The following is a 21,539-nucleotide window of genomic DNA, read 5'->3' as shown; positions in this document are numbered from 1 at the left end:
TGCTCGCGATAGGGCCGGTACTGCTGGCCTCATTCTTCCGTTGGCAATTCGATCACAAACCGCGTCCAGCCCGCTTCAGATTCGCAATGAATCGTCCCGCCATGCGCACGGACGATCGACTGGGTAATTGCCAGCCCCAAGCCCGCATGCTCACTGCTGCCTTCCTGCCGCGCCGGATCCGCTCTATAGAACCGGTCAAACAGACGTTGCAGTAATTGCCCTGAAATCCCCTCACCACTGTTCTCGACGCAAACGCGTACAGCCTGCGGCTGCTCGACAATGCTCAGCCGAACATCACCTTCAGCCGGGGTAAAGCGCAGCGCGTTATCCAGCAGATTCGACAAGGCCCGGCGCAACATGCCGCGATCACCCTCGATACGCGCCGCCCCCTCACGACTCAGGTTAACGCGAGCGTCTTCGGCCAATGGCGCAAAAAACTCCAGCAACATGTCAGCCTCGTCCGCCAGTTCCAGCGGTTCGCGCTTGGGCATCAGCAGGCCGTGATCGGCCTTCGCGAGGTAGAGCATGTCGTTGACCAGTTGCGCCATCCATTGCAGCTCTTCGAGGTTGCTGTGCAGCGCTTCGCGGTAATCCTCCAGTGCCCGCGGACGGGTGAGGGTGACCTGGGTGTGGGTGAGCAGGTTCGACAGTGGCGTGCGCAGTTCATGGGCGATGTCCGCGGAGAACGCCGAGAGGCGCTGAAACGAGTCGTCGAGGCGAGCGAGCATGGTGTTGAAACTGTGGGCCATTTCCGCAAGCTCTGGCGGCATTTTCTCTTCAGGCAGTCGGGCATTCAGCGATTGCGCAGAAATCCCACGGGCCACCGCGCTTATCCGCCGCAACGGGCGCAGTCCGCTGCGCGCGGCCCAGGCACCGAGCAACGCCGTGGCTAGCGCTGACAGGCCGACGGTCAGCCAGATCAGATGCTGCATGCGCGCAAGGAAATGCTGGTGATGGGTGATATCCAGCAGCAGCGTCAGTTGCGGCGAATCGGCTGTGTCCGGGTAGAGCGGGGCGCGGAGTACACGGTAGTCGGTGCCGTCATGGCTGATGGTCGACAGGCCAGTTTGCAGCGGCAGACTCTTGGGGATCTGCACCGAGCTGTCGTACCAGTGCTGACCGTCGCCGCTGGTGATGCGCAACGACAAGTCGGCCTGGCGGCTCAGCTCATCGGCCAGCCGCGCTTCGCGCTGGGCAGGCTGGAGATCCTGCAAGGCGCGGCGCAGGCCGATCAGCTTAGCCTCCAGTTGTTGCTGATCGAGCTCGATGAAGTGCGCCTCGCTGGCGCGGTCGAACAGTACCCCGGCGAACAGCGAGACCACCGCGGTGCAGGCGGCAAACAACAGGGCCAGGCGCGTGCTCAGGGACAAGTGACGCATCACAGCGCACGCTCTTCGAGCACGTAACCCATGCCGCGCACGGTGTGGATCAGTTTGTTGGGGAAGTCGTCGTCGATCTTCAGGCGCAAGCGGCGGATCGCCACTTCGATGACGTTGGTGTCGCTGTCGAAATTCATGTCCCAGACCTGCGAAGCGATCAGCGATTTCGGCAGGACCTCACCCTGGCGGCGCAGGAGCATTTCCAGCAGGGCGAACTCCTTGGCGGTCAGGTCGATGCGTTGGCCGCTGCGTTCGACCCGGCGGCGGATCAGATCCAGGCGCAGATCGGCCAGTTGCAGGCTGGTTTCCTGGGCGATCGCGCTGCCGCGCCGCAACAGGCTGCGCACCCGGGCGAGCAGTTCGGAGAAGGCGAATGGCTTGACCAGATAATCGTCAGCACCCAGTTCGAGGCCGTGAACCCTGTCCTCCACGGCGTCCTTGGCCGTCAGAAAAAGTACCGGCGTGTCGAGGCCGGCGCTGCGCACCGCTTGCAGAATCTGCCAGCCATTGCGTCCGGGCAGCATCACATCGAGGATCAGCAGCGCGTACTCGCCGCTCAAGGCCAATTGCTGGCCGCTGATGCCGTCTGCCACCAGCTCGGTATTGAACCCGGCCTCGGTCAGGCCCTGACGCAGGTATTGCCCGGTTTTGGCTTGGTCTTCAACGATCAACAGTTTCATGGGCGACTCGGACGGGGGGGTATTTAGAAGGACGAGGGCGTTATACCGTGAGATCCGGCGATAAGCGCCAAGCTGACAAAGTTGTAATCTGTCTGTCAGGTCGGTGCCAGCCCAGGGTGGTTAGAGTTTCCCACAGGCTGAACCTTCTCTTGCTGGAGCGTGACCATGTTTTTTCGCACATCTCTTACAGTAGTGGCTTGTCTGCTGGCATTGAGTTCGCCAGCCTGGGCGACACCGGCGCACACCTACGCTTTCGGCCAGCCGGCAGCGGTCAGCCAGGCCACGCGCAGTATCGAAATCGTCATGGGCGACATGAACTTCGATCCGAAAACCATACAGGTCAAGGCGGGTGAGACGGTTCGCTTTGTGCTGGTGAATAAAGGCCAGTTGCTGCACGAATTCAACTTGGGTGACGCGGCGATGCATGCCAGTCACCAGCAGGAAATGTTACAGATGCAGCAGAGCGGCATGCTCACGCCGACGGGGATAAAAGAAATGTCCCACGACATGGCGGGCATGGATCACGCGGCGATGGGCCACGGAATGAAACACGACGACCCCAACAGTGTATTGGTCGAACCGGGTAAATCCGCGGAGTTGACCTGGACCTTCAGCAAGGCCACGGCGCTTGAGTTCGCCTGCAATATTCCGGGGCATTACCAGGCGGGCATGGTCGGCAACCTGACAGTCAGTCAGTAAGCACTCAAAGGCGCGGGCAAAGGCTGGTAGAATCCGCTGATTCTTCAGTCAGGTTTCCGCCATGCATCCCGCAGCCGAACATTCGCCGCTGGGCAAATCCAGCGAATACATCGCCACCTACACGCCGTCCCTGCTGTTCCCGATTCCGCGCACCGCGAAATGGGCAGAGCTGGGCCTGAGCGCCGAAACCCTGCCGTATAAAGGCGTAGATTTCTGGAACTGCTTCGAGCTGTCGTGGCTGCTGCCGTCGGGCAAACCGGTGGTGGCGATCGCCGAATTCAGCATCCCGGCGGACTCGCCGAACATCATCGAATCGAAGTCGTTCAAGCTGTACCTCAACTCGCTGAACCAGACGCCGTTCGCCGACGTCGCCACGCTGGAGGCGACGCTGGTCAAGGATCTGTCCGCCGCCGCCGGCAAACCGGTGGGCGTGCGGGTTCGCAGTTTGAAGGACGTTGAGGCTGAAGGCGTCGTGGCACTGCCGGGCGTGTGCATCGACGATCTGGATATCAGTGTCAGCAACTACGAACATCCGCGCCCGGAATTGCTGCGTTGCGACGATTCGCGAATCGTTGAAGAGAGCGTGCACAGCCATCTGCTCAAATCCAACTGCCCGGTGACCAGCCAGCCGGACTGGGGCAGCGTGGTGGTGGAATATCGCGGCGCGGCGCTGGATCACGCCAGCCTGCTGGAATACATCGTCAGCTTCCGCCAGCACTCGGATTTCCATGAACAGTGTGTGGAGCGGATTTTTCTTGATCTGCAGCGGTTGCTGAAGCCGCAGAAGCTCACTGTATTTGCGCGATACGTTCGGCGCGGCGGGTTGGATATCAACCCGTATCGCAGCACTGAAGAGGTGCAACTGCCGAACCATCGTCTGGTGCGTCAGTAACTGTAGGAGTGAGCCTGCTCGCGATAGCTGACTGACATTCAACGTTGATGTCGAATGGTCCACCGCTATCGCGAGCAGGCTCACTCCTGCAGGAGATTGCGTTTCAAATTGTGGAAATGAAAAAGCCCTGCCATCGCTGGCAGGGCTTTTTTGCGCGGCGGGGCGTCAGATGCCCATGCTGCCCAGCGCGTTGACGATGTTGCGCAGGGTGCCGGCGATAGCTGGATGTTCAAGCTCAAAGCGATCCACTGCCAGGTTCACACCATCGGCAATGCTCGCGTCCTGGGTGGCAGTTTCCAGCTGGATTTCCGATTCGATCTGCGCCATCAACGCACGCAGATCTTCACGCTCGACTTCCGACAGCGGTGGATTCTGTTCCAGCTGCTCGCGCAGGGTATCGAGCTGTTTTTGCAGTTCTTGGGCGGGCATGGTGGTTTCCTTTTATCAATAGGCACTGGCATTGACCGCAGCCGCGCGCCAAAGGTCTATGCCTGACCTTTAGATTAATCCACTCTCGGTGAACCTGCATGACGTTGGTCAGGGCTTTTCGCCTTTGGCGCGGCGCGAGCAGATGTCGGCAAGACAGGCATCCAGTTCGCCGAGATGATCGATCACTGAGTGCACGCCAAGGCTGAACAACTGCACGGTCGCCTTGCCGCGCAACTGTTCGCGTTCCGCTTGCGAGAGCGCCTGCCATTCGCTCGGGCTCAGGCCGCACAACGAGCCGCAGGACGCCAGGCCAATTGTCCACAGTCCGGCATTCAGGCCGGCCTGCAACAGACGCGGCTCACCGCTGACCAGCACGCAGCCATCGAGGCGGTCGATGTTCAGATCCATCAATGCTTGCCAACACGCATTGGGTGCCGGCCATGGATTCATTGTTGCTGAATGTTGCGTCGGCTTGATCCAGGTTGGCAGCGAAGCGGCCAGTGAATGAGCGAGGGCGGGGGGCAATTCGTCGAGCCAGGCACAGGGTATCCGCTGGCGCTGCAAGCTTTTCAGGCTATCGAGCGCGCCCGGGGTGGCTTCGGCGTGTTCCGGCCCGGCGGTGAGCTGTTGCGCGGCGCAGGAACCGAAATCCACCAGGCAACCGCTCAGGCCGAACAGCACGGCAGTCAAACTGGGCGCGGCGACGGGCAAGGTTTCGGCGTGAGTCATGGCAACGTCCCTGAAATAACGCTCAAGGCTATGGCGCGCGGGTGACAGTTGCATGACAGCCCTGTGAAAGACGACGTAGGAAACTTCCTGCATATCCTTGCCTGGCAGACTGCCCAAATCGCCGTTTACGCTTATACTAGCGGCCTTAATGCCTGGGCCCCGAGGTCCGCGCCAGTATCAAATCCAAGGAGTTTTTCTATGCGCTGGAGCCCTTCGCTCGCTCAGCTAAGTGTATGTGCCAGCCTGTTGCTGGCGCCGTTCGCCACTCAGGCGGCCACGGAAGAAGACCCTTGGGAAAGCGTCAACCGGCCGATATTCCGGTTCAACGACTTCGTTGACACCTACGCGCTGAAGCCATTGGCGCAGGGTTATGAGTTCGTCACCCCGCAGTTCGTTGAAGATGGCATTCACAACATGTTCCGCAACGTCGGTGACGTCACCAACCTGGCGAACAATATTCTCCAGGCCAAACCGGCTGCAGCGGGCGTTGATACCGCCCGACTGATTTTCAACACCACCTTCGGTCTGCTCGGCTTCTTCGACGTCGGCACCCAGATGGGCCTGAACCGCAGCGACGAAGACTTCGGTCAGACCCTCGGTTACTGGGGCGTGGGCAGCGGCCCGTACGTGATGCTGCCGCTGATGGGCCCGAGCACCCTGCGTGACGCACCGTCGAAATACGTCGACAGCTACACCGGGATGTACCGCTACATCGATCACGTGCCGACGCGTAACTCGATCTTCGGCCTCAACATCGTCGACACCCGCGCCAGCCTGCTGTCGAGTGAGAAGCTGATCAGCGGCGACAAGTACACCTTCATCCGCAACGCTTACCTGCAGAACCGCGAGTTCAAGGTGAAGGACGGACAAGTCGAAGACGATTTCTGATTCGACCGATGCCAAAAAGGCGACCCTCGGGTCGCCTTTTTTGTCTGCGCAAGAGCATCGCCATCGACTGCCGCTACCTTCCATCGGGTTACGTTTACAGCGGTTCTTATAACTCCCGGTGATTTGACAAACAAAGTCGTCAAGCGACAATCGGCGCATGCTTGAAACGCTCTGCGGATGGGAGTACCGTCTGCGCCTTAGAAGGGCACCTCTGTTTAAAACCGCGCGCCAGGCGAATGCTTGAAAGCGCTGCAGCAGAGAGGCTAGAAAGCGAATCCAGTAGTCTGCGCAGGGCCGTTGCCCCGCTCACTACGCCAACCTAATTCTGGCGCCGTTTGCCCACATGCCAAAAACCAGTGCCACGCTGCTGATAATCGATGATGACGAGGTAGTGCGCGCGAGCCTCGCGGCCTATCTGGAAGACAGTGGTTTCAGCGTCCTGCAGGCCGGCAACGGTCAACAGGGTCTTCAGGTATTCGAGCAAGACGAGCCCGATCTGGTGATCTGCGATCTGCGCATGCCGCAGATGGGCGGTCTCGAACTGATCCGTCAGGTCACCGAGCGCTCGCCGCAAACGCCGGTGATCGTGGTCTCGGGTGCCGGGGTGATGAACGACGCGGTCGAGGCCCTGCGCCTCGGCGCGGCGGATTACCTGATCAAGCCTCTCGAAGATCTGGCTGTGCTCGAGCACTCTGTGCGCCGGGCCCTGGATCGTGCGCGGCTGCTACTGGAAAACCAGCGTTATCGCGAGAAGCTGGAAAAGGCCAACCGCGAGCTCGAAGCCAGCCTGAACCTGCTCCAGGAAGACCAGAACGCCGGTCGCCAGGTGCAGATGAACATGCTGCCGGACAGCCCGTGGAGCATCGACGAATTCAACTTTGCCCACCAGATCATCCCGTCGTTGTACCTGTCGGGTGATTTTGTCGACTATTTCCGCGTCGACGAGCGTCGGGTCGCGTTCTACCTGGCGGATGTTTCCGGGCATGGCGCGTCATCCGCCTTCGTCACTGTGCTGTTGAAGTTCATGACCACGCGCCTGCTCTTCGAATCGAAACGCAGCGGTACCTTGCCGGAGTTCAAGCCTTCGGAAGTGCTCGGTCATATCAACCGGGGGCTGATCAGTTGTAAGCTGGGTAAACACGTCACAATGGTCGGTGGAGTCATCGACGAGGAGACCGGTTTGTTGACCTATAGCATCGGCGGCCATCTGCCGTTGCCTGTGTTGTACACGCCTGACAGTGTTCGTTATCTCGAAGGTCGTGGTCTGCCGGTGGGGCTGTTCAATGAAGCCACCTACGAAGACCACGTGCTTGAGCTGCCGCCGACGTTCAGCCTGACGCTGATGTCTGATGGCATTCTGGACCTTTTGCCGGAAGCAACGCTCAAAGAAAAAGAGGCTGCTTTGCCCGAACGGGTGAAGTCAGCGGGCGGCAGCCTGGATGGTCTGCGGCAAGTGTTTGGTTTGGCCACGCTAGGGGAGATGCCGGATGATATCGCCCTGTTGGTGTTGAGCAGGAATCTTCAATGAGTACCGGTAGAATCCAGTTCGCCGAGCAGGACGGCACCTTCGTCCTGAAGTTCGTCGGTGAAGTTCGCCTGACCCTGTGTTCGGCGTTGGATGCGACTATTGAGAAAATCTTCACCGCGCTGAACTTCAACGCGATCGTGATCGATTTGACCGAAACCCGCAGCATCGACAGCACCACCCTCGGCCTGCTGGCCAAACTGTCGATCCTGTCGCGGCAGAAGGTCGGTCTGTTGCCGACGGTTGTCACCACCCACGAAGACATCACCCGGCTGTTGCAGTCGATGGGCTTCGAGCAGGTATTCAACATCGTCAACCACCCGGTGCCGTGCCCGGAGTGCCTGGACGACCTGCCGGATCAGGATCAGTCGGAAGAGGTGGTGCGCATCAAAGTGCTGGAAGCGCACAAGATTCTCATGGGCCTGAACGATTCCAATCGTGAGGCGTTTCATGATCTGGTGAATGCCCTCGAAAGACACTGATGGCCCTGTGGCGAGGGAGCAAGCTCCCTCGCCACAGGTGACGGGCTGACAGCGAATTGCGTGTACACAAAAAAGGGCGAACCCTCTCAGGTTCGCCCTTTTTGCATTCTACAAACTCAAATCACAGCTTGGCCTGCAGCAACGCTTCCAGCTTCTCCTGGTCGCGTGCGAACTGACGGATGCCTTCAGCCAGTTTCTCGGTGGCCATCGCGTCTTCATTGGACAACCAGCGGAATTGCGCTTCGTTGAGGCTCAGACGCGCTTCCCCGGCGTTGCCCGGTGCCAGTTTGCGTTCCAGCTTGCCGGTGTCGGCGGCGAGTTTTTCCAGCAGTTCCGGGCTGATGGTCAGGCGATCGCAGCCGGCCAGTTGCTCGATCTGGTTGATGTTGCGGAAGCTCGCGCCCATGACCACGGTCTTGTAATCATTGGCCTTGTAGTAGTTGTAGATGCGCGTCACCGACTGCACGCCCGGATCATCGGCACCGGTGTAGTCGTTACCGTTGGCCTTCTTGTACCAGTCGTAGATGCGGCCCACGAACGGCGAAATCAGGAAGACACCGGCGTCGGCGCAGGCGGCGGCCTGGGCGAAGGAGAACAGCAGGGTCAGGTTGGTCTGGATGCCTTCTTTCTCGAGGATCTCGGCGGCGCGGATACCTTCCCAGGTCGAGGCGATCTTGATCAGCACGCGGTCGCGGCCGACGCCAGCCTTGTCGTACAGCTCGATCAGGCGGTGTGCACGCTTGAGGATCGCGTCCTGGTCGAAGGACAGGCGCGCATCCACTTCAGTGGAAATGCGGCCCGGAACCACGTTGAGGATTTCCTTGCCCACTGCGACGCCGAAACGGTCGCTGGCCAGGCCGACATCGCCCTTGCAGTCGCGGACGCAATCGTTCAGCAGTTCGGCGTAACCGTGAATCGCCGAGGCCTTGAGCAGCAGGGAAGGGTTGGTGGTGGCGTCGACCGGTTTGACCCGGGCGATCGCTTCGAAGTCGCCGGTGTCGGCAACCACGGTGGTGAACTGTTTGAGTTGTTCCAGCTTGGAAGTCATGGGCGTGCTCTATCCTATGGGTCTGAAGACATTACCCGAGCGCTGACGGGCACTCAAGGGTGCATTCGTGGATCGATGGCCCCTGCGGCAACAACCTGAAAACGATTGTTTGAAAGGCGGGGCGCGGTGTCGATGAATACGATGCCAAAACAGCCCACAGGTTCAAAGCAACCGACCTGTGAACAGACCGGTTGCCCAAGCCCTACTCAGCGTTCAACAAACCTTCCACGGACAAGCGTGCCGGTTTTGGCTGACCGTCGGAAGTGAGAAAGCCGAAGTTCTTCTCGCGATCATTGCTGCCTGAATCACTGTTGCGCCATTCATAGATAGATGTCAGCGGGATATTCAGACGTTTAACGTCAGCGATAAACGCGTTGATCCTGGTCGCCTGTCCCTCAGGCCCGCCGTTGGAGGCGAGGGCGGAAACTCCCCACTCACTGATGACCCCCGGCAGATTGAAGTTCTGCTGGATAAACGTCTGCGCGTTGCTGATCTGCGTAGCGGTCATGCCGTAAGGGTGATAGGACACCGCGTTGAGGCATTTGGGGTAATCGCTGACGATGCTTTTCAGCGCCACCGTCGAAGCCGAGCCGGCGCTTGGCGGCCGGGCGAAGCCGAAACCGACGCGCGGTGTCGTCTGCGGCTGGCCTTCGAAGGCCTTGCACATACCTGCCATGAACGGCACGAACGTGGTGTCGAAATTGCGGGTTGGCCAGTAGGTTTCCAGATCCGGCTCGTTCCAGATTTCGATCGCGACTAATTGCGAACTCCAGGATTTTTCCAGCCCGGTCACGGCGTTGGCAAACGTAGCACCGGCTGCGTTCAGTTCAGCGGGCGAAGTGGCGGGCAAAGCCTTGATAGCGCGCACGGTCAGCAACACCGGCAGCCCGGCGGAAGCAGCGGCGGCGAAGGCGTCGCTGACCTGTTTCTGATAAGCCTTGGCGGTGAGGCTGTCGCTCCACACGCCGAAGCGCACAAAGCTGAAACCTGCTGCTTTGATCTGCGCGGCATCGGCAGCGGTAAAGCTCTGGATCTTCACCTGAACGCCGATGGTTTTCGCTGGAAGGTTGGGGAACAGCTCACTGGCATGAACCTGACTCGTGGCACCGATTGCCATCAGGACGAGGGCGGCGAGTTTATTGCGCTGTGCTGATTTCATGTCTGCTCTCCTGAAGAGAATGACAACTACGAATATTTATCCCGTTACTCAATTTCCGATAACGATGATGGCACTAAGTGCGTGAATGTTATTTTTTGTCAGGAAAACAGCAACTGAAAATCACAGTTATTTTTAGTCCGCTAATTGTGGTTGGGGCGGCTTAAAACGCTGTGGTACTTAATGTTCCTGTACTAACAGGGCGAAGCTATTTCTGAGTGCAGGAAAGTCGTGGGGGTTCATTAACTTTCACCGCATGTTGGCTGTTTGATATTACACAGGAAAGCAAGACTTGTTCAAAAAGATCCTCGTTGTCTGCGTGGGCAATATATGCCGAAGTCCGACGGCTGAACTGCTGCTGCGCAACGCGCTGGGCCCGTCCGCCATCACGGTGTCCTCCGCCGGCCTGTCCGCCCGCGTGGGCGAGGGCGTCGAAGCCTCGGCGCGGCAGGTTCTCGAAGAACACGGGCACTGCGCCGAGGCTTTCAAGGCGCGGCAACTGACTTCGGACATCGTCAATGACTCGGATCTGATCCTGGTCATGGAAAAGGCCCACGTCAATCAAGTGCTGAAGATTGCCTCGCACGCCAGAGGCAAAGTGTTTCTGCTCGGCAAATGGCAGAGCGAGCGCGAAATACATGACCCGTATCGTCAAGGCAAGGCCGCTTTTATTCATGCCCACGCATTGATTGAAGATGCTGTTAGTTCATGGGCAAAGCGTCTCGGGCATTGATGAATATTCTTCAGAACAGTGAATGGTAAGAACAGACTTATGCAGTTACCGTCCGTAATCGGCTCCCGCGACAATGATCAAGACAGTATTGATCTGCTCGGCATCTTTGGCAGCCTGATCGACCAGAAGTGGCTGATCGGCGCGCTGACCGGTGCCTTCATGGTCACTGGCGTCGCCTATGCGGTGCTGGCGACGCCGGTGTATCTGGCGAACGCGCTGGTGCAGGTCGAACCGAAAAAGAACGACATGCTCGGTTTCTCCGACCTCAACAGCATGCTCGGTGGGCAATCGCCATCGGTGACCGAAATCGGCATCATCAAATCCCGCGCGGTGATCGGCAAAACCGTTGATGACCTGCGCCTGGATATCGACGTCACTCCCAACACGTTTCCGTTGATCGGCGGCTTTCTTTCGCGGCGCTATCGCGGCGAAAGCGAGACCAGCGTCGCGCCGCCGCGCTTCGGTCTGAGCAGTTATGCCTGGGGCGGTGAGCGTCTGGAGTTCACACGGCTGGAATTGCCGAAAGACCTGCTCGGCAAGAAACTCACCCTGATCGCGGGCGAGCAACAGCGCTTCCAGCTGTTCGATGAGAACGACAATCTGCTCGCCGAAGGTGTGGCCGGTGAAGCGTTTGCCAACGACGGTGTAGAAGGGCAGATCGCGCAACTGGCGGCCAACCCCGGTACGCGTTTTCAAGTGGTGCGCAATCCACGGATCGTGACCATTCAGGGCTATCAGGACGCACTGGATATTTCCGAGCAAGGCAAGGAGTCGGGGATCATTCGTCTGGCGCTGGCCAGCTCCGACGCTGGCGAAGCGGTGAAGATTCTCAACAAGATCGCCTCGCTCTACGTCGAGCAAAACGTGCGCCGCACCTCGGCGGAGGCCGCGCAAAGCCTGGCGTTCCTGCAGAGTCAGTTGCCGCAGGTCAAACGCGATCTGGCCAAGGCCAGCGACGCCTTGAATGCCTACCAGACCCATGGCAAGACCGTGAATATCTCGCTGGAAACCCAGTCGGTGCTGGGCCAGTCGGTGGCGCTGGAAACGCGCATTTCCGAACTGAAAATGCAGCAGGCCGAGCTTGATCGCAAGTTCACCAAACAGCACCCGGCTTATCGCGCCCTGATGACGCAGATCGGCGAGCTGACCCAACAGCAGAAATCCCTCGAAGGCAAGGTTCAGGACCTGCCCGCCACCCAGCAGGAATTGCTCAACCTGACCCGCGACGTTGAAGTGGCTTCGCAGATCTACACGCAGTTGCTGAACAAATCCCAGGAACTGGACATCGTCCGCGCCGGGGCCGTTGGCAATGTGCGTTTGATCGACACCGCTGACGTCGACCTGACCAGCCCGATCAAACCGAAGAAACCGCTGATCGTGCTGATCGCGACGTTGCTCGGTGCGTTCGTCGGCGTGGCCCTGGTGTTGCTGCGCAAATCCCTCAGTCGAGGCCTCGAAGGCCCGGAGGGCATCGAGCAGTTGGGCCTGCCGGTTTATGCGTCGATTCCCTACAGTGCCTTGCAGGAGGAAGAGGACAGTAAAAAAGGCCGCGCCCGGGATGGCGTTGATAAACCGGCCTACTTGCTGGCGCTGCGCAATCCGACCGATCTGTCGATCGAATCGATCCGCAGCCTGCGCACGTGCCTGCACTTTGCCGGGCTCGACTCGACCAACAACCGCATCATGATTTCCGGGCCGAGCCCGCAGGTCGGCAAGACTTTTGTCTCGTCCAACCTCGCGGCGGTCATGGCCCTGAGCGGCCAGCGCGTGGTGCTGATCGACGCCGACATGCGCAAAGGGCACCTGCACAAAACCCTCAACACTCCGATCAGCAACGGTCTGTCCGACCTGCTGGTCAAGCGCTGCACCCTCGAGCAGGCGATCAACACTGTCGAGATCGACAACCTGCATTTCATCAGCCGGGGACAGGTGCCGCCCAATCCTTCCGAGTTGCTGATGCACGCCAACTTCCGTGAGCTGCTGGCGCAACTCAGCGAGCGCTATGACCTGGTGATCATCGACACGCCGCCACTGCTGGCGGTGACCGATGCCGCCATCGTCGGTCGTGAGGCCGGCATCAGCCTGATCGTCACCCGCTTCGGCGTGAACCCGGCCAAAGAAATCGAACTGACCATTCGCCGCTTCGCCCAGAACGGCATCGAGTTGAAAGGCGCGGTGTTCAACGGCGTCGAGAAGCGTGCAGCGAGCTATTACGGCGGCACTGGCTATTACAACTACGAATACGCGTCCGACAAATCCTGATGATTGCCGATTGTTCTTTCCTGTTTGAAGTGGGTGAGCTGTGAAAAAAATACTGCACGTGGCAGAGACGATCAAAGGTGGCGTGGCGACGGTGATCCGCACGATTTCGGCATCGCCCGACGACGACGCGGCGAATTATCAACTGGTCTATCTGGTCCCGGAGGATCAGGCCAAAGAACTGCACGGCATCGCCCCGCAGCAGGTGCGCACCTTCCCGCGCAGTGGCCGTAACGTGACGTCGCTGCTGCGTTTCGCCTGGCGCCTGAGCCAGGTGCTGCTCAAGGAAAAACCCGACATCGTGCATCTGCACAGCACTTTTTCCGGAGTGATCGGCCGTTGTGTCTGCGTGCTGTTGCGGCCGTGGCGCAAGCCGAAAATCGTCTATTGCCCGCACGCATTTTCGTTCCTGATGGAAAGCTCGCCGACCAAGCAGAAGGTCTACGCGTGGATCGAACGGGTGCTGCAGAAAGTCACCGACGTGATCATCTGCGTCAGCCAGTACGAACTCGACAAAGCTGCGCGCTTCGGCATCGAGCGCAAGCGCATGAAGCTGATCTACAACGGCATTCACCACAAGGACGAGGCGCCGAAGCGTGCTGGCGCCGAGCCGATTCATCTGCTGTTTGTCGGACGCCTGGACTATCAGAAAGGCTTCGACGTGCTGCTCAAGGCCTACGCCAAGGTCAATCGCAACGACCTGAAACTCACCGTGGTCGGCAGTGCGGTCAACGAGGATTCGGTGGAGTGCCCGCCGATGGATTCCGTCGAGTACCTGCCCTGGGTGACCCCGAGCGAAGTGCAGGCGCTGTATCAGAAGGCCGATGCGCTGATCGTGCCGAGTCGCTGGGAAGGCTTCGCCATGGTGCCGCTGGAAGGCATGGCCATGGGGCTGCCGGTGATTGCCAGCAACTGCACCTCGCTGCCGGAACTGGTCACCAATGAAGTGTCCGGCTACGTCTTTCCGTCCGGCGACCACCAGGCGCTGGCCGACGTGTTGACGATCATCCAGAAGCCGCGCCTGCTCGACCTCGGCAATGAAGGCCGGAGCATCGTCCGTGAACGCTTCAGCGCCGCATTGATGATCCGCCAGACCTACGACCTGTATCACGCTCCCACTTATTAAGTAGAACTCAAGCTTATGAACGTAACGATTTTGCATGGCTACAGTGCGTCCAACTCCGGTGACGGTCTGCTTGTCGATCTGGCCATTGCTCTGGTGCAGCGTAACTTCGGTGAAGACACCGCGATCAATGTCGTGGCGTCCGATCCCGACTCGTTCAGCTATCTGCCGCACCCGCGTTTCGATGCGCCGGTGATGGCGGCCAAAGGCCTGGGCCGGGTCAAGCAAGCGGTGTTTCTCAATCAGTCCTACGCCGGGCTCGCCGAGCTGCTGAAGAAGACCGATCTGATCGTCGGTGTCGGCGGTGGCTACATGCGTTCGAAGAGCGCGTTCGAGCACATCAAGCTGAAGCTCGGCCACGCCAAGCAACTGGAAACGGCGATCCTCAGCAAGGTGCCGTCGGTGTACCTGCCGCAGAGCATTGGCCCGTTCCATGGCGAGAGCAACAAGATCGTTGAGCATTACGCCAGCGCCGATGCGGTGTTCGTGCGCGACAACCGCTCCTCGGCGATTTTCGACGCTTGCGAAAACGTCTATCGCGCGCCGGATCTGGCCGTGCAATCGCTGGCAGGCAAGATTCTTCAGCAACCGAAATTCACCCGCTGCGCCGCCTCGCCGACGACAGTGTGCGTGGTGCTGCGCAAGCCGCCGGAGTGGAGCAAAGAAAAGAAGGTCGCCTACGTGGCCAACCTGAAACTGCTGCTGCAGCGTCTGAAGAACAAAAGCAAAGTGGTCTGCGCCGTGCAAAGCGCGGTGCGTGGCAACGATGACGGCGCGTTCTACCGCGAGCTGGGCATCAACGAAGACCTGCTCTCGCTGAAGGCAACCATCGCCAAATATCAGCCGGACCTAGTGATCTCGGTGCGTCTGCACGGCGCCATCGAATCGCTGCTCTCCGGCGTGCCGGCGTACCACATCAGCTACGAGCGCAAAGGCTTTGGCGCCTATCAGGACATGGGCGTCGAGGACTGGGTGATCAATGGCGGCGACATCGACGTCGATACCATCATCAACACCGTTTACGCACCGAATGCGCTGGCGGATTTCGGCAAGCGTCTGACCGACACCTGCCGCGAGATCGAGGCGAAAACCGTGGCCATGGACGAGATCATCAAGGGTGTCGTTCGATGATATTTCGGCTGTTGCTTCGCGGCGGAGCGTTGGGCGCGAAGTTCTTGCTGGTGTTGGCCATCACCCATTACCTCGGGTACGAGGCGCTGGGTTTTTACGGCGTGGTGGTCGCGGCGTCGCTGATCGCTTCGAAGTTCTACAGCGTCGGCTTCAGTTCCGAGATCAATCGGCTGATCAGCGTCGGCGGCAGTTCGCGGCGGGTGGTCGATAAAGTCCTGCTGCTGTACCTGGCAGTGGGGCTGTTGTTGTCGGTGCTGACCGTGCTGATCTATTCGCTGTTTCAGTCGGTGGAAGCAACCGCCACGTTGGTCCTTTGCGTGACCCTGGTGCTGCTCACCGAGCACCTGTCGTTCGAAATCAATTCCTTTGTGTTCTCCGCACAGAAAGCCACCGCCGGTGCCTTGCTGTTCTTCATCAAGACCGGCCTTTGGGCCATGTTGGCGGTCGGCGGCATGATGCTTGGCAGGGTCGCGGGCATCGCCAGCGTCTTGTGGCTGTGGGTCGCCGCCAACGTGCTGGTGATCATCGCCGGATACCTGATCGTGGTGAACGTGCACAAGGGTCGCGAGGCAGCGGTGCTGGACACCGCGACGGTGTGGAAGGCCGGGTTGCCGTTCTATCTCGGCACCGGTCTGATCGCCCTGAGTCAGTACGCCGAACGCTTTCTGATCATCGATCTGGAACCCTACGCCAGCCTCGGAAAATATGTCTACGCGTGGTCGGCGGCCAACACTTTGCAGGCGTTGTCGTACGCAGTAGTGGCGGTGGTCGGCATCCCGGTGCTGGCGAAGCGTTTTCAGGCGGATCAGCAGGCGTTCACGGTCAGGCAACTGTTCGTCAACAAATGGGTGATGCGCTCGCTGTTGATCTCCGCCGTAGTGGCCGTGGCGATCTATGTGTTTTTCAACCTGGTGCTCGATTACGTCGCCAGCAGCGTGCCGCGTCCGGATAATGCTCTCCTCGCGGTGCTGATTTTTTCTTTCGCCTTGCGTGCAATCGGCGACATCGTCTGGGGCGGTTTGATTGCCTCGAAGAACAGTCGGGTGTCGCTTGCCAGCGCGGCCCTCTGTCTGCTGATTTCGGTGCCGGTCAGTTATGTGCTGATCAAGCATTACTCAATTTATGGCGCGGCGTGGGGCAACGTCTTTGCCATCGTCGTGCAGCTTGGCGTGATCGCGTTATTGACCCGCGTCACCGGCGCGAAAAAGGCTGCGCTGTCATGGGCCTGAAACTGCCGCGCATCGAATTTCGCGGGCGCAAATTCGATTCGTCGATTTCCTTTCTGATCCTGTTCACCGGGCTGTTCCTGTCAGTGGCGATGCCGCTGCTGGTGCCACGCGATCCGGGGCCGGATGCGATGACCCTGTGGTCGTCCTATGCGCGCGCGGACAACTGCAATTTCTGGAACCCGTTCTCGCCGGATCGTTCGTCCTACGAGTGTTCGGCGTTCCTGCTGCGACCCACCGGGATCAACCTGACCAATGCCTGGGCCTACGGCATGTTCTGCAATTTCTTCCTCACGGCGATTCCGGTGGTGGTGTTCCGGCGCATGCCGCTGACCATCTTCGGCACCCTGTGTCTGTGGGGCATCGTGCGTTCGTTTTTCCTCGAGAACCTGACCAAGGAAATCATCGTCTCGGTGGCGGTGTTGAGCATTCTGCTCAGCGCATTGACGCGCAAATATCGCGGCGGTTTTTTCCTCTCGGCGGTGATTTACGGTGTGCTGATCCGGCCGTACTGGATCCTGTTTTCGCTGTCGTGGGTCGGCGTCTGTGTGATGAAAAAGTACGTGTCGCGCTTCACCTTCTTTCTGATGCTGTTCCTGTTTTATCTGGCGGTGGCCATGGCCATTCAGCTGGCGCTGGGCTTTCCCGTGTCGTCGATTCGCGCGAGCAACAACGAACTGCGCACGGCAGGCGAAGAGGGTTCGAAGTCGCTGATCGTCTCGTGGCTCAGCGGCAGCGACTTCGTCTCCCAGGCGCTGGACTCGATGATCATTTTCTTCCGCCTGTCGTTCCCTGTGGAGCTGATTCTGCTGTCCGGGCCGGGGCAGGTGATCTTCGTTGCGCTGATGATCATGACCGCGCTGCTGCTGTTCAAGGTCATCACGTCGACCGACTACAAGGGCGCGCCGATCCAGACCAAACCCAAGGAGCTGATCGCGATTCCGCTGGCATTCCTGTTGGTGCAAGGCTTGTTCGAGCCGGACTTCGGCTCCTTCGCCCGCCACTTCTCGATGGTCGTGCCGGTGTTGTTCGTCGGCCTGGGCTTGATGCTGCGCGCGAACAAGCCGGCGCAGGTCGAATCACGCATTCTCACTTAAGGCAGGTGCTCTATGTCGAGCAAGAAAAAATCCCTGGAGATCGAAACCCTGCGCGGCCTGGCGTGCCTGCTGCTGGTGCTCTATCACGTCATCGGTCCGTTGGGCGGCGGCTTGAAGATCGACATCGGCTCGCCGTTCCGGGTCATCGCCGACTCGATGGTGTACGTGCGCATGCCGCTGTTCACCTTTATCTCCGGCTACATCTATTCGATCTACAAGATTCGCGGCAATGACTTTTCCGCGTTCTTTAGCGGCAAGGTGCGCCGGTTGATCGTGCCGCTGCTGTGCGTCGGCGTGCCGTTCTCGGTGCTGCAAGCGGTGGGGCCGGGGGTGAACAAGGACGTCGGCGTGATCGATGCGCTGTTGTCGTTCTGGGTGCCGATCAACCACTTCTGGTTCCTGCAGGCGGTGTTCATCATTTTCATCTTCGTCGGCTTGCTGGAATGGCGCGGCCTGCTGCGTTCAGCGACGCGGTTGTATGGGTTGTTTGCGTTTGCCGCGGTGTTGTTCCTGCTGCCGCCGTTGCCGCTGGATGCGTTCGGCATCAACGGTGCGATATACCTGCTACCGTTTTTCGTCGCGGGGATGATTGGCCAGGAAAATGTCGATGTTTTGAAGCAGCGTTTCAAGGTGCTCGGGCCGCTGCTGTTTGTGCTGATTTCGCTGACGTTGCTGTATGTCGCGGCGATCGATCGTGAGCTGATTGTCGATCGTCGCAGTGTGATCGGTCTGACGGTGGGGTGTGTGTCTTGCATCGCGTTGCTGTCCAGTGACATGCGCTCGAAAGCGCTGACCTGGCTGGGCGGATATTCCTATGCGATTTTCCTGTTTCATGTGCTGTTCGCGGCGACCTCGCGGTTTGTGCTGGGACGCATGGGCGTGAAAGATGAAAGCTTGCTGGTGCTCGGTGGTTTGAGCAGCGGTTTGCTCGGGCCGGTGGTGTTGGCGATGGTGTTCAGTCGGTTCAACTTCACCTCGGTGTTGTTCCTTGGCGAGCGCGCGGCGAGTAAGAAACCGTTGGCGCCCGTCACCCCCGTGGTACACACGCAATCATCCCTGTAGGAGCTGACGAGTGAAACGAGGCTGCGATCTTTTGATCTTTTGCCGTGGCTTGCGAAGATCAAAAGATCGCAGCCTCGTTGCACTCGTCAGCTCCTACAGTGGATCCGTGCAAGTCACACATCCTTGTGGGAGCGAGCCTGCTCGCGAAAGGGCCATCCCGGACAAAGGAAATATTGAATGATGCCAGTAGACGCCCCTCAACCAGTCGCCACCTCGGCCATCACGGTAGAGGATGCCAGCGAACGTTTTGCGCAATGGCGCGAGGGCAAGGCCGGCAAGGTGTTGTCCGTTTCGGTGATCGGCGACAGCTACACCGCCGGGCAGGATTTTTACCTGAACAAACTGGTGCAACGAGTGGCTGCCGAGGTGGGTTTCGCCGGCCCCGGTTACGTCGGGTTCAATCACGGCGCGGCGCTGGGCGGCACGCATTTCAAATACACCCGCAGCAGCGACAAATACTTCGGTGGCGACTGGAAGGTTTCCGAGCTGGGCCAGGCCAGCCCGGACAGTCGCACGATCAGCGGCAAACCTGGCGCCTGGTTGCAGGTGGATGCCAACCCTTCGCCGCGCATCGATACCGCGGTGACTCAGGCGAAACTGTTGTATCTGGGTAACGGCGGATCCGACGAACTGCGCTATCGCTGGTCGCCCACGCAAGACTGGCGCCCGTTGCAGCTCGCAGGCTCGGGCGTTCAGGAAGTCGCGCTACCCGGCGCTCCTTCAGCCGCAGACTGGTCATTCAAACTGGAAGTGGTGAAAGGCGCGCCGACGCTGTTCGGCCTGTGGCTGGGCAACGAGCACAAGGGTGTGCGGGTGTCGAAACTGGCGGCGTCAGGTGCGGCATCGGCCGATTTCTATCACGCCGATCCGCAGTGGCAGACGCAATGGAAAGCCGTGGTGTCGAAGATTCCGGCCGACGTTTACCTGATCATGCTCGGCGGCAACGATCAGGGCTTTGGTGTCAAGCCTGCGCAGTATCTGCAGAACGTTCAGGGCTTGGTGAGCATGCTGCGCGAGATCCAGCCGGCGGCGAGCATCAACCTGATCATGCGCCAGGACACCACGCGTTCCAGCGCTTACCCGATGTCGGCCTATGCGCAGGTGCTCGAGCCTTGGGCGCGTGAACAGCATCTCGGATTCGCCAACCTGCAATGCGCATTCGGCTCCGACGTCAAACGCTACGCCAGCGCGATGATCGGCCCGGACAGGATTCATCCATTGCCGGCCACGGGCGGGAAGGTGATTGCCGATTATTTTTATGGCTGGATCATGGGGCACGAGACTGGGTGCGGCAGCGCTGCAAAAATTTGAATGTGGGAGCGAGCCTGCTCGCGAAGGCGCCGTGTCAGATACCCAAGTGCTGACTGTGCCACCGCTTTCGCGAGCAGGCTCGCTCCCACAATGGATTGGCGTGAAGCCCGGGTGATCAGGCGTCGTGCTTGAAGGCGTCGATGAGCCCCAGCAGTTCGTCAAGCTTCTGCGGCATCAACCGTGCATCACAACGGGTTTCAACGTTGATGATGATCGCCGGGTCATTGCAGCAGATGCGCACACGAAAGCGCCAGTCGCTGAAAATCACTTTCAGGCCATCGCGGTCGTCCATCTCCAGCGCTTGTCCACCGTATAGCGCCTTCAGGTGCGCGAGTAGCGGGTAGGGATCGCGGATCGGCCGGCGAATATCGCCGGACGCAGGAAACACACCGATCCGCTCCACCAGCAGAATCGTGCCCAGCCAGGTTTCGTTGGCGCTGGGCAGCGGTTGATGGCGCGACAACCAGGTCATCACCCCGAGGTTGCCCACCTCACGTTCAATCTCTGTCGAATGTTGTGCAATGTTCATGGTTGCCTGCCTGTGGGGAAGTGGAAAGCCGTCTCAGCGGCCCTTGAGGTACACGTTGTCGTAGCAGAAGTTGGTCGCCTGCAGATAACCCTCGGCGTCGCCGCAATCGAAGCGCAGGCCTTTGAATTTGTACGCCAGCACGCAGCCGTTCTGCGCCTGTTTCATCAAGGCGTCGGTGATCTGGATTTCGCCGCCCTTGCCCGGTTCGGTGTCGGCGATCAGGTCGAAGATATCCGGCGTAAGGATGTAGCGCCCGATGATCGCCAGGTTCGACGGCGCATCCTGCGGTGCCGGTTTTTCCACCATGTTGTTGACCCGGTAGATGCCTTCGGAAATCAGCTCGCCGGCGATCACCCCGTACTTGTGAGTCTGATCGGCCGGGACTTCCTGGATGGCAACGATCGAGCAGCGGAATTTCTTGTACAGCTGGATCATTTGCGACAGCACGCCGTCGCCTTCGAGGTTCAGGCACAGGTCGTCGGCCAGTACCACGGCAAACGGCTCGTCGCCGATCAACGGACGGCCGCTGAGAATCGCGTGACCCAGACCTTTCATTTCCACCTGACGGGTGTAAGAGAAGGTGCAGGTGTCGATCAGCTCACGGGTGCCGGCCAGGAATTTCTCTTTCTCCGTGCCGCGAATCTGGTGCTCGAGTTCGTAGCTGATGTCGAAGTGGTCTTCCAGCGCGCGTTTGCCCCGGCCGGTGACGATGGCCATGTGTTGCAGACCGGCGTCCCGTGCTTCTTCAACGGCGTATTCGATCAACGGCTTGTTGACGATCGGCAGCATCTCTTTCGGCATGGCTTTGGTTGCCGGCAAGAAACGCGTGCCATAGCCGGCAGCGGGGAACAAACATTTACGAATCATAAAAGTATCCTGGACAGTCATGGAACACAGGCGACGGTTGCGCACCAGAGAATGGCGGCAAGTTTCAATGATTATTGAAGGCTTACTTTAATACCCGAGTCAGGCTGTGGGTGGCAATTAGTTGCGCCGTTAAAAGGCGTTAATGTTATGAGATGTCGAGTACTGCGTTCTAAGTTATTTTTAGTCGGTATCCGTTGATAGTGATAAGTGCACGGGGAGTGCTAATAAGTATCCGCAGATAGTTTGGCTGGCAAAAATATTTATTGCCAGTGGTTGAACTAAATTTGTTTGAGG

General features: G+C 59.3%; 21 protein-coding genes. 13 read left to right on the top strand and 8 right to left on the bottom strand.

Features of this window, described 5'->3' with window-relative positions; genetic code table 11:
* Nucleotides 1-29: 29 nt before the first annotated feature.
* Entirely contained in the window at nt 30-1,379 is a 1,350-nt protein-coding gene (locus QRN33_RS05805) for a heavy metal sensor histidine kinase (RefSeq protein WP_285407560.1), read from the bottom strand.
* Nucleotides 1,379-2,059 (bottom strand): heavy metal response regulator transcription factor, encoded by a 681-nt coding sequence (locus QRN33_RS05800; protein ID WP_042609050.1) that lies wholly within the window; start codon nt 2,057-2,059, stop codon nt 1,379-1,381. Before QRN33_RS05800 ends, QRN33_RS05805 begins: the two co-directional genes overlap by 1 nt.
* A gap of 165 nt (nt 2,060-2,224) precedes the next feature.
* Here QRN33_RS05800 and copI point away from each other — a divergent pair, with 165 nt between their 5' ends.
* Both copI and queF read left to right on the top strand, forming a co-directional pair.
* Entirely contained in the window at nt 2,225-2,758 is a 534-nt protein-coding gene (gene copI / locus QRN33_RS05795; protein ID WP_116657881.1) for a copper-resistant cuproprotein CopI, read from the top strand.
* A 61-nt stretch (nt 2,759-2,819) separates the two neighbouring features.
* Nucleotides 2,820-3,650, top strand: a complete 831-nt coding sequence (queF, locus tag QRN33_RS05790) for an NADPH-dependent 7-cyano-7-deazaguanine reductase QueF (protein WP_083352315.1) — start codon at nt 2,820-2,822, stop codon at nt 3,648-3,650.
* Between the two features lie 165 nt (nt 3,651-3,815).
* Here the strand turns inward: queF and QRN33_RS05785 are convergent, their stop codons facing one another.
* Nucleotides 3,816-4,079 carry a DUF4404 family protein gene (locus tag QRN33_RS05785; RefSeq protein WP_042609053.1) on the bottom strand — a complete coding sequence of 88 codons (264 nt, stop codon included), beginning with the start codon at nt 4,077-4,079 and terminating at the stop codon, nt 3,816-3,818.
* A gap of 108 nt (nt 4,080-4,187) precedes the next feature.
* On the bottom strand, nt 4,188-4,808 hold the full coding sequence (pcrP, locus tag QRN33_RS05780) for an HAD superfamily inactivated hydrolase PcrP (RefSeq protein WP_285407557.1): 621 nt from the start codon (nt 4,806-4,808) through the stop codon (nt 4,188-4,190).
* A gap of 198 nt (nt 4,809-5,006) precedes the next feature.
* Here pcrP and QRN33_RS05775 point away from each other — a divergent pair, with 198 nt between their 5' ends.
* The 3 genes from QRN33_RS05775 (at nt 5,007) to rssC (ending at nt 7,703) form a co-directional block, all read left to right on the top strand.
* Nucleotides 5,007-5,696 (top strand): MlaA family lipoprotein, encoded by a 690-nt coding sequence (locus tag QRN33_RS05775; protein WP_042609055.1) that lies wholly within the window; start codon nt 5,007-5,009, stop codon nt 5,694-5,696.
* A 343-nt stretch (nt 5,697-6,039) separates the two neighbouring features.
* Nucleotides 6,040-7,224, top strand: coding sequence for a two-component system response regulator RssB (gene rssB / locus QRN33_RS05770; protein WP_064361422.1), 1,185 nt, complete (start codon nt 6,040-6,042; stop codon nt 7,222-7,224).
* Nucleotides 7,221-7,703, top strand: a complete 483-nt coding sequence (gene rssC, locus QRN33_RS05765; RefSeq protein ID WP_003226553.1) for an anti-sigma factor antagonist RssC — start codon at nt 7,221-7,223, stop codon at nt 7,701-7,703. Before rssB ends, rssC begins: the two co-directional genes overlap by 4 nt.
* Nucleotides 7,704-7,824: 121 nt before the next feature.
* Here rssC and tal read toward each other — a convergent pair whose 3' ends face one another.
* Together tal and QRN33_RS05755 are read right to left on the bottom strand one after the other, a co-directional pair.
* A complete protein-coding gene (gene tal / locus QRN33_RS05760) occupies nt 7,825-8,751 on the bottom strand; it encodes a transaldolase (RefSeq protein WP_041477315.1) in 927 nt (308 codons plus the stop codon).
* A gap of 202 nt (nt 8,752-8,953) precedes the next feature.
* Nucleotides 8,954-9,910 (bottom strand): cellulase family glycosylhydrolase, encoded by a 957-nt coding sequence (locus QRN33_RS05755; protein WP_042609057.1) that lies wholly within the window; start codon nt 9,908-9,910, stop codon nt 8,954-8,956.
* A gap of 289 nt (nt 9,911-10,199) precedes the next feature.
* Between QRN33_RS05755 and QRN33_RS05750 the strand changes: the two genes are divergently transcribed.
* The 8 genes from QRN33_RS05750 (at nt 10,200) to QRN33_RS05715 (ending at nt 19,849) form a co-directional block, all read left to right on the top strand.
* Nucleotides 10,200-10,640 (top strand): low molecular weight protein-tyrosine-phosphatase, encoded by a 441-nt coding sequence (locus QRN33_RS05750; protein ID WP_016775466.1) that lies wholly within the window; start codon nt 10,200-10,202, stop codon nt 10,638-10,640.
* A gap of 39 nt (nt 10,641-10,679) precedes the next feature.
* Complete coding sequence (locus QRN33_RS05745) at nt 10,680-12,902, top strand: polysaccharide biosynthesis tyrosine autokinase (RefSeq protein ID WP_064361420.1); 2,223 nt, start codon at nt 10,680-10,682, stop codon at nt 12,900-12,902.
* A gap of 40 nt (nt 12,903-12,942) precedes the next feature.
* The gene (locus QRN33_RS05740; RefSeq protein WP_285407553.1) at nt 12,943-14,025 is read left to right on the top strand and encodes a glycosyltransferase; all 1,083 of its coding nucleotides are present in this window, start codon (nt 12,943-12,945) and stop codon (nt 14,023-14,025) included.
* A 15-nt stretch (nt 14,026-14,040) separates the two neighbouring features.
* On the top strand, nt 14,041-15,153 hold the full coding sequence (locus QRN33_RS05735; protein ID WP_042609060.1) for a polysaccharide pyruvyl transferase family protein: 1,113 nt from the start codon (nt 14,041-14,043) through the stop codon (nt 15,151-15,153).
* Nucleotides 15,150-16,382: an MATE family efflux transporter gene (locus tag QRN33_RS05730; protein WP_285407549.1), complete on the top strand. Its 1,233-nt coding sequence runs from the start codon at nt 15,150-15,152 to the stop codon at nt 16,380-16,382. The genes QRN33_RS05735 and QRN33_RS05730 overlap by 4 nt, the downstream gene beginning before the upstream one ends.
* Nucleotides 16,373-17,476, top strand: a complete 1,104-nt coding sequence (locus QRN33_RS05725) for a hypothetical protein (protein WP_024013616.1) — start codon at nt 16,373-16,375, stop codon at nt 17,474-17,476. The genes QRN33_RS05730 and QRN33_RS05725 overlap by 10 nt, the downstream gene beginning before the upstream one ends.
* Before the next feature lie 12 nt (nt 17,477-17,488).
* Entirely contained in the window at nt 17,489-18,538 is a 1,050-nt protein-coding gene (locus QRN33_RS05720) for an acyltransferase family protein (RefSeq protein WP_252874835.1), read from the top strand.
* A 177-nt stretch (nt 18,539-18,715) separates the two neighbouring features.
* On the top strand, nt 18,716-19,849 hold the full coding sequence (locus QRN33_RS05715; RefSeq protein WP_285407545.1) for an SGNH/GDSL hydrolase family protein: 1,134 nt from the start codon (nt 18,716-18,718) through the stop codon (nt 19,847-19,849).
* A 115-nt stretch (nt 19,850-19,964) separates the two neighbouring features.
* On the opposite strand, the gene QRN33_RS05710 is transcribed toward QRN33_RS05715, so the two are convergent.
* Both QRN33_RS05710 and galU read right to left on the bottom strand, forming a co-directional pair.
* On the bottom strand, nt 19,965-20,378 hold the full coding sequence (locus tag QRN33_RS05710) for a mannose-1-phosphate guanylyltransferase (protein WP_285407543.1): 414 nt from the start codon (nt 20,376-20,378) through the stop codon (nt 19,965-19,967).
* 33 nt (nt 20,379-20,411) lie between these two features.
* Nucleotides 20,412-21,245 carry a UTP--glucose-1-phosphate uridylyltransferase GalU gene (gene galU / locus QRN33_RS05705; RefSeq protein ID WP_024013613.1) on the bottom strand — a complete coding sequence of 278 codons (834 nt, stop codon included), beginning with the start codon at nt 21,243-21,245 and terminating at the stop codon, nt 20,412-20,414.
* Between the last annotated feature and the right edge of the window lie 294 nt (nt 21,246-21,539).

Origin of the sequence: Pseudomonas sp. FR229a (assembly GCF_030209115.1) — a bacterium.
In the GTDB taxonomy this organism is placed as follows: Bacteria; Pseudomonadota; Gammaproteobacteria; order Pseudomonadales; family Pseudomonadaceae; genus Aquipseudomonas; species Aquipseudomonas moraviensis_A.
The sequence above is the reverse complement of the archived record's forward strand: the minus strand, read 5'-3'. Positions and strand labels throughout refer to the sequence as shown.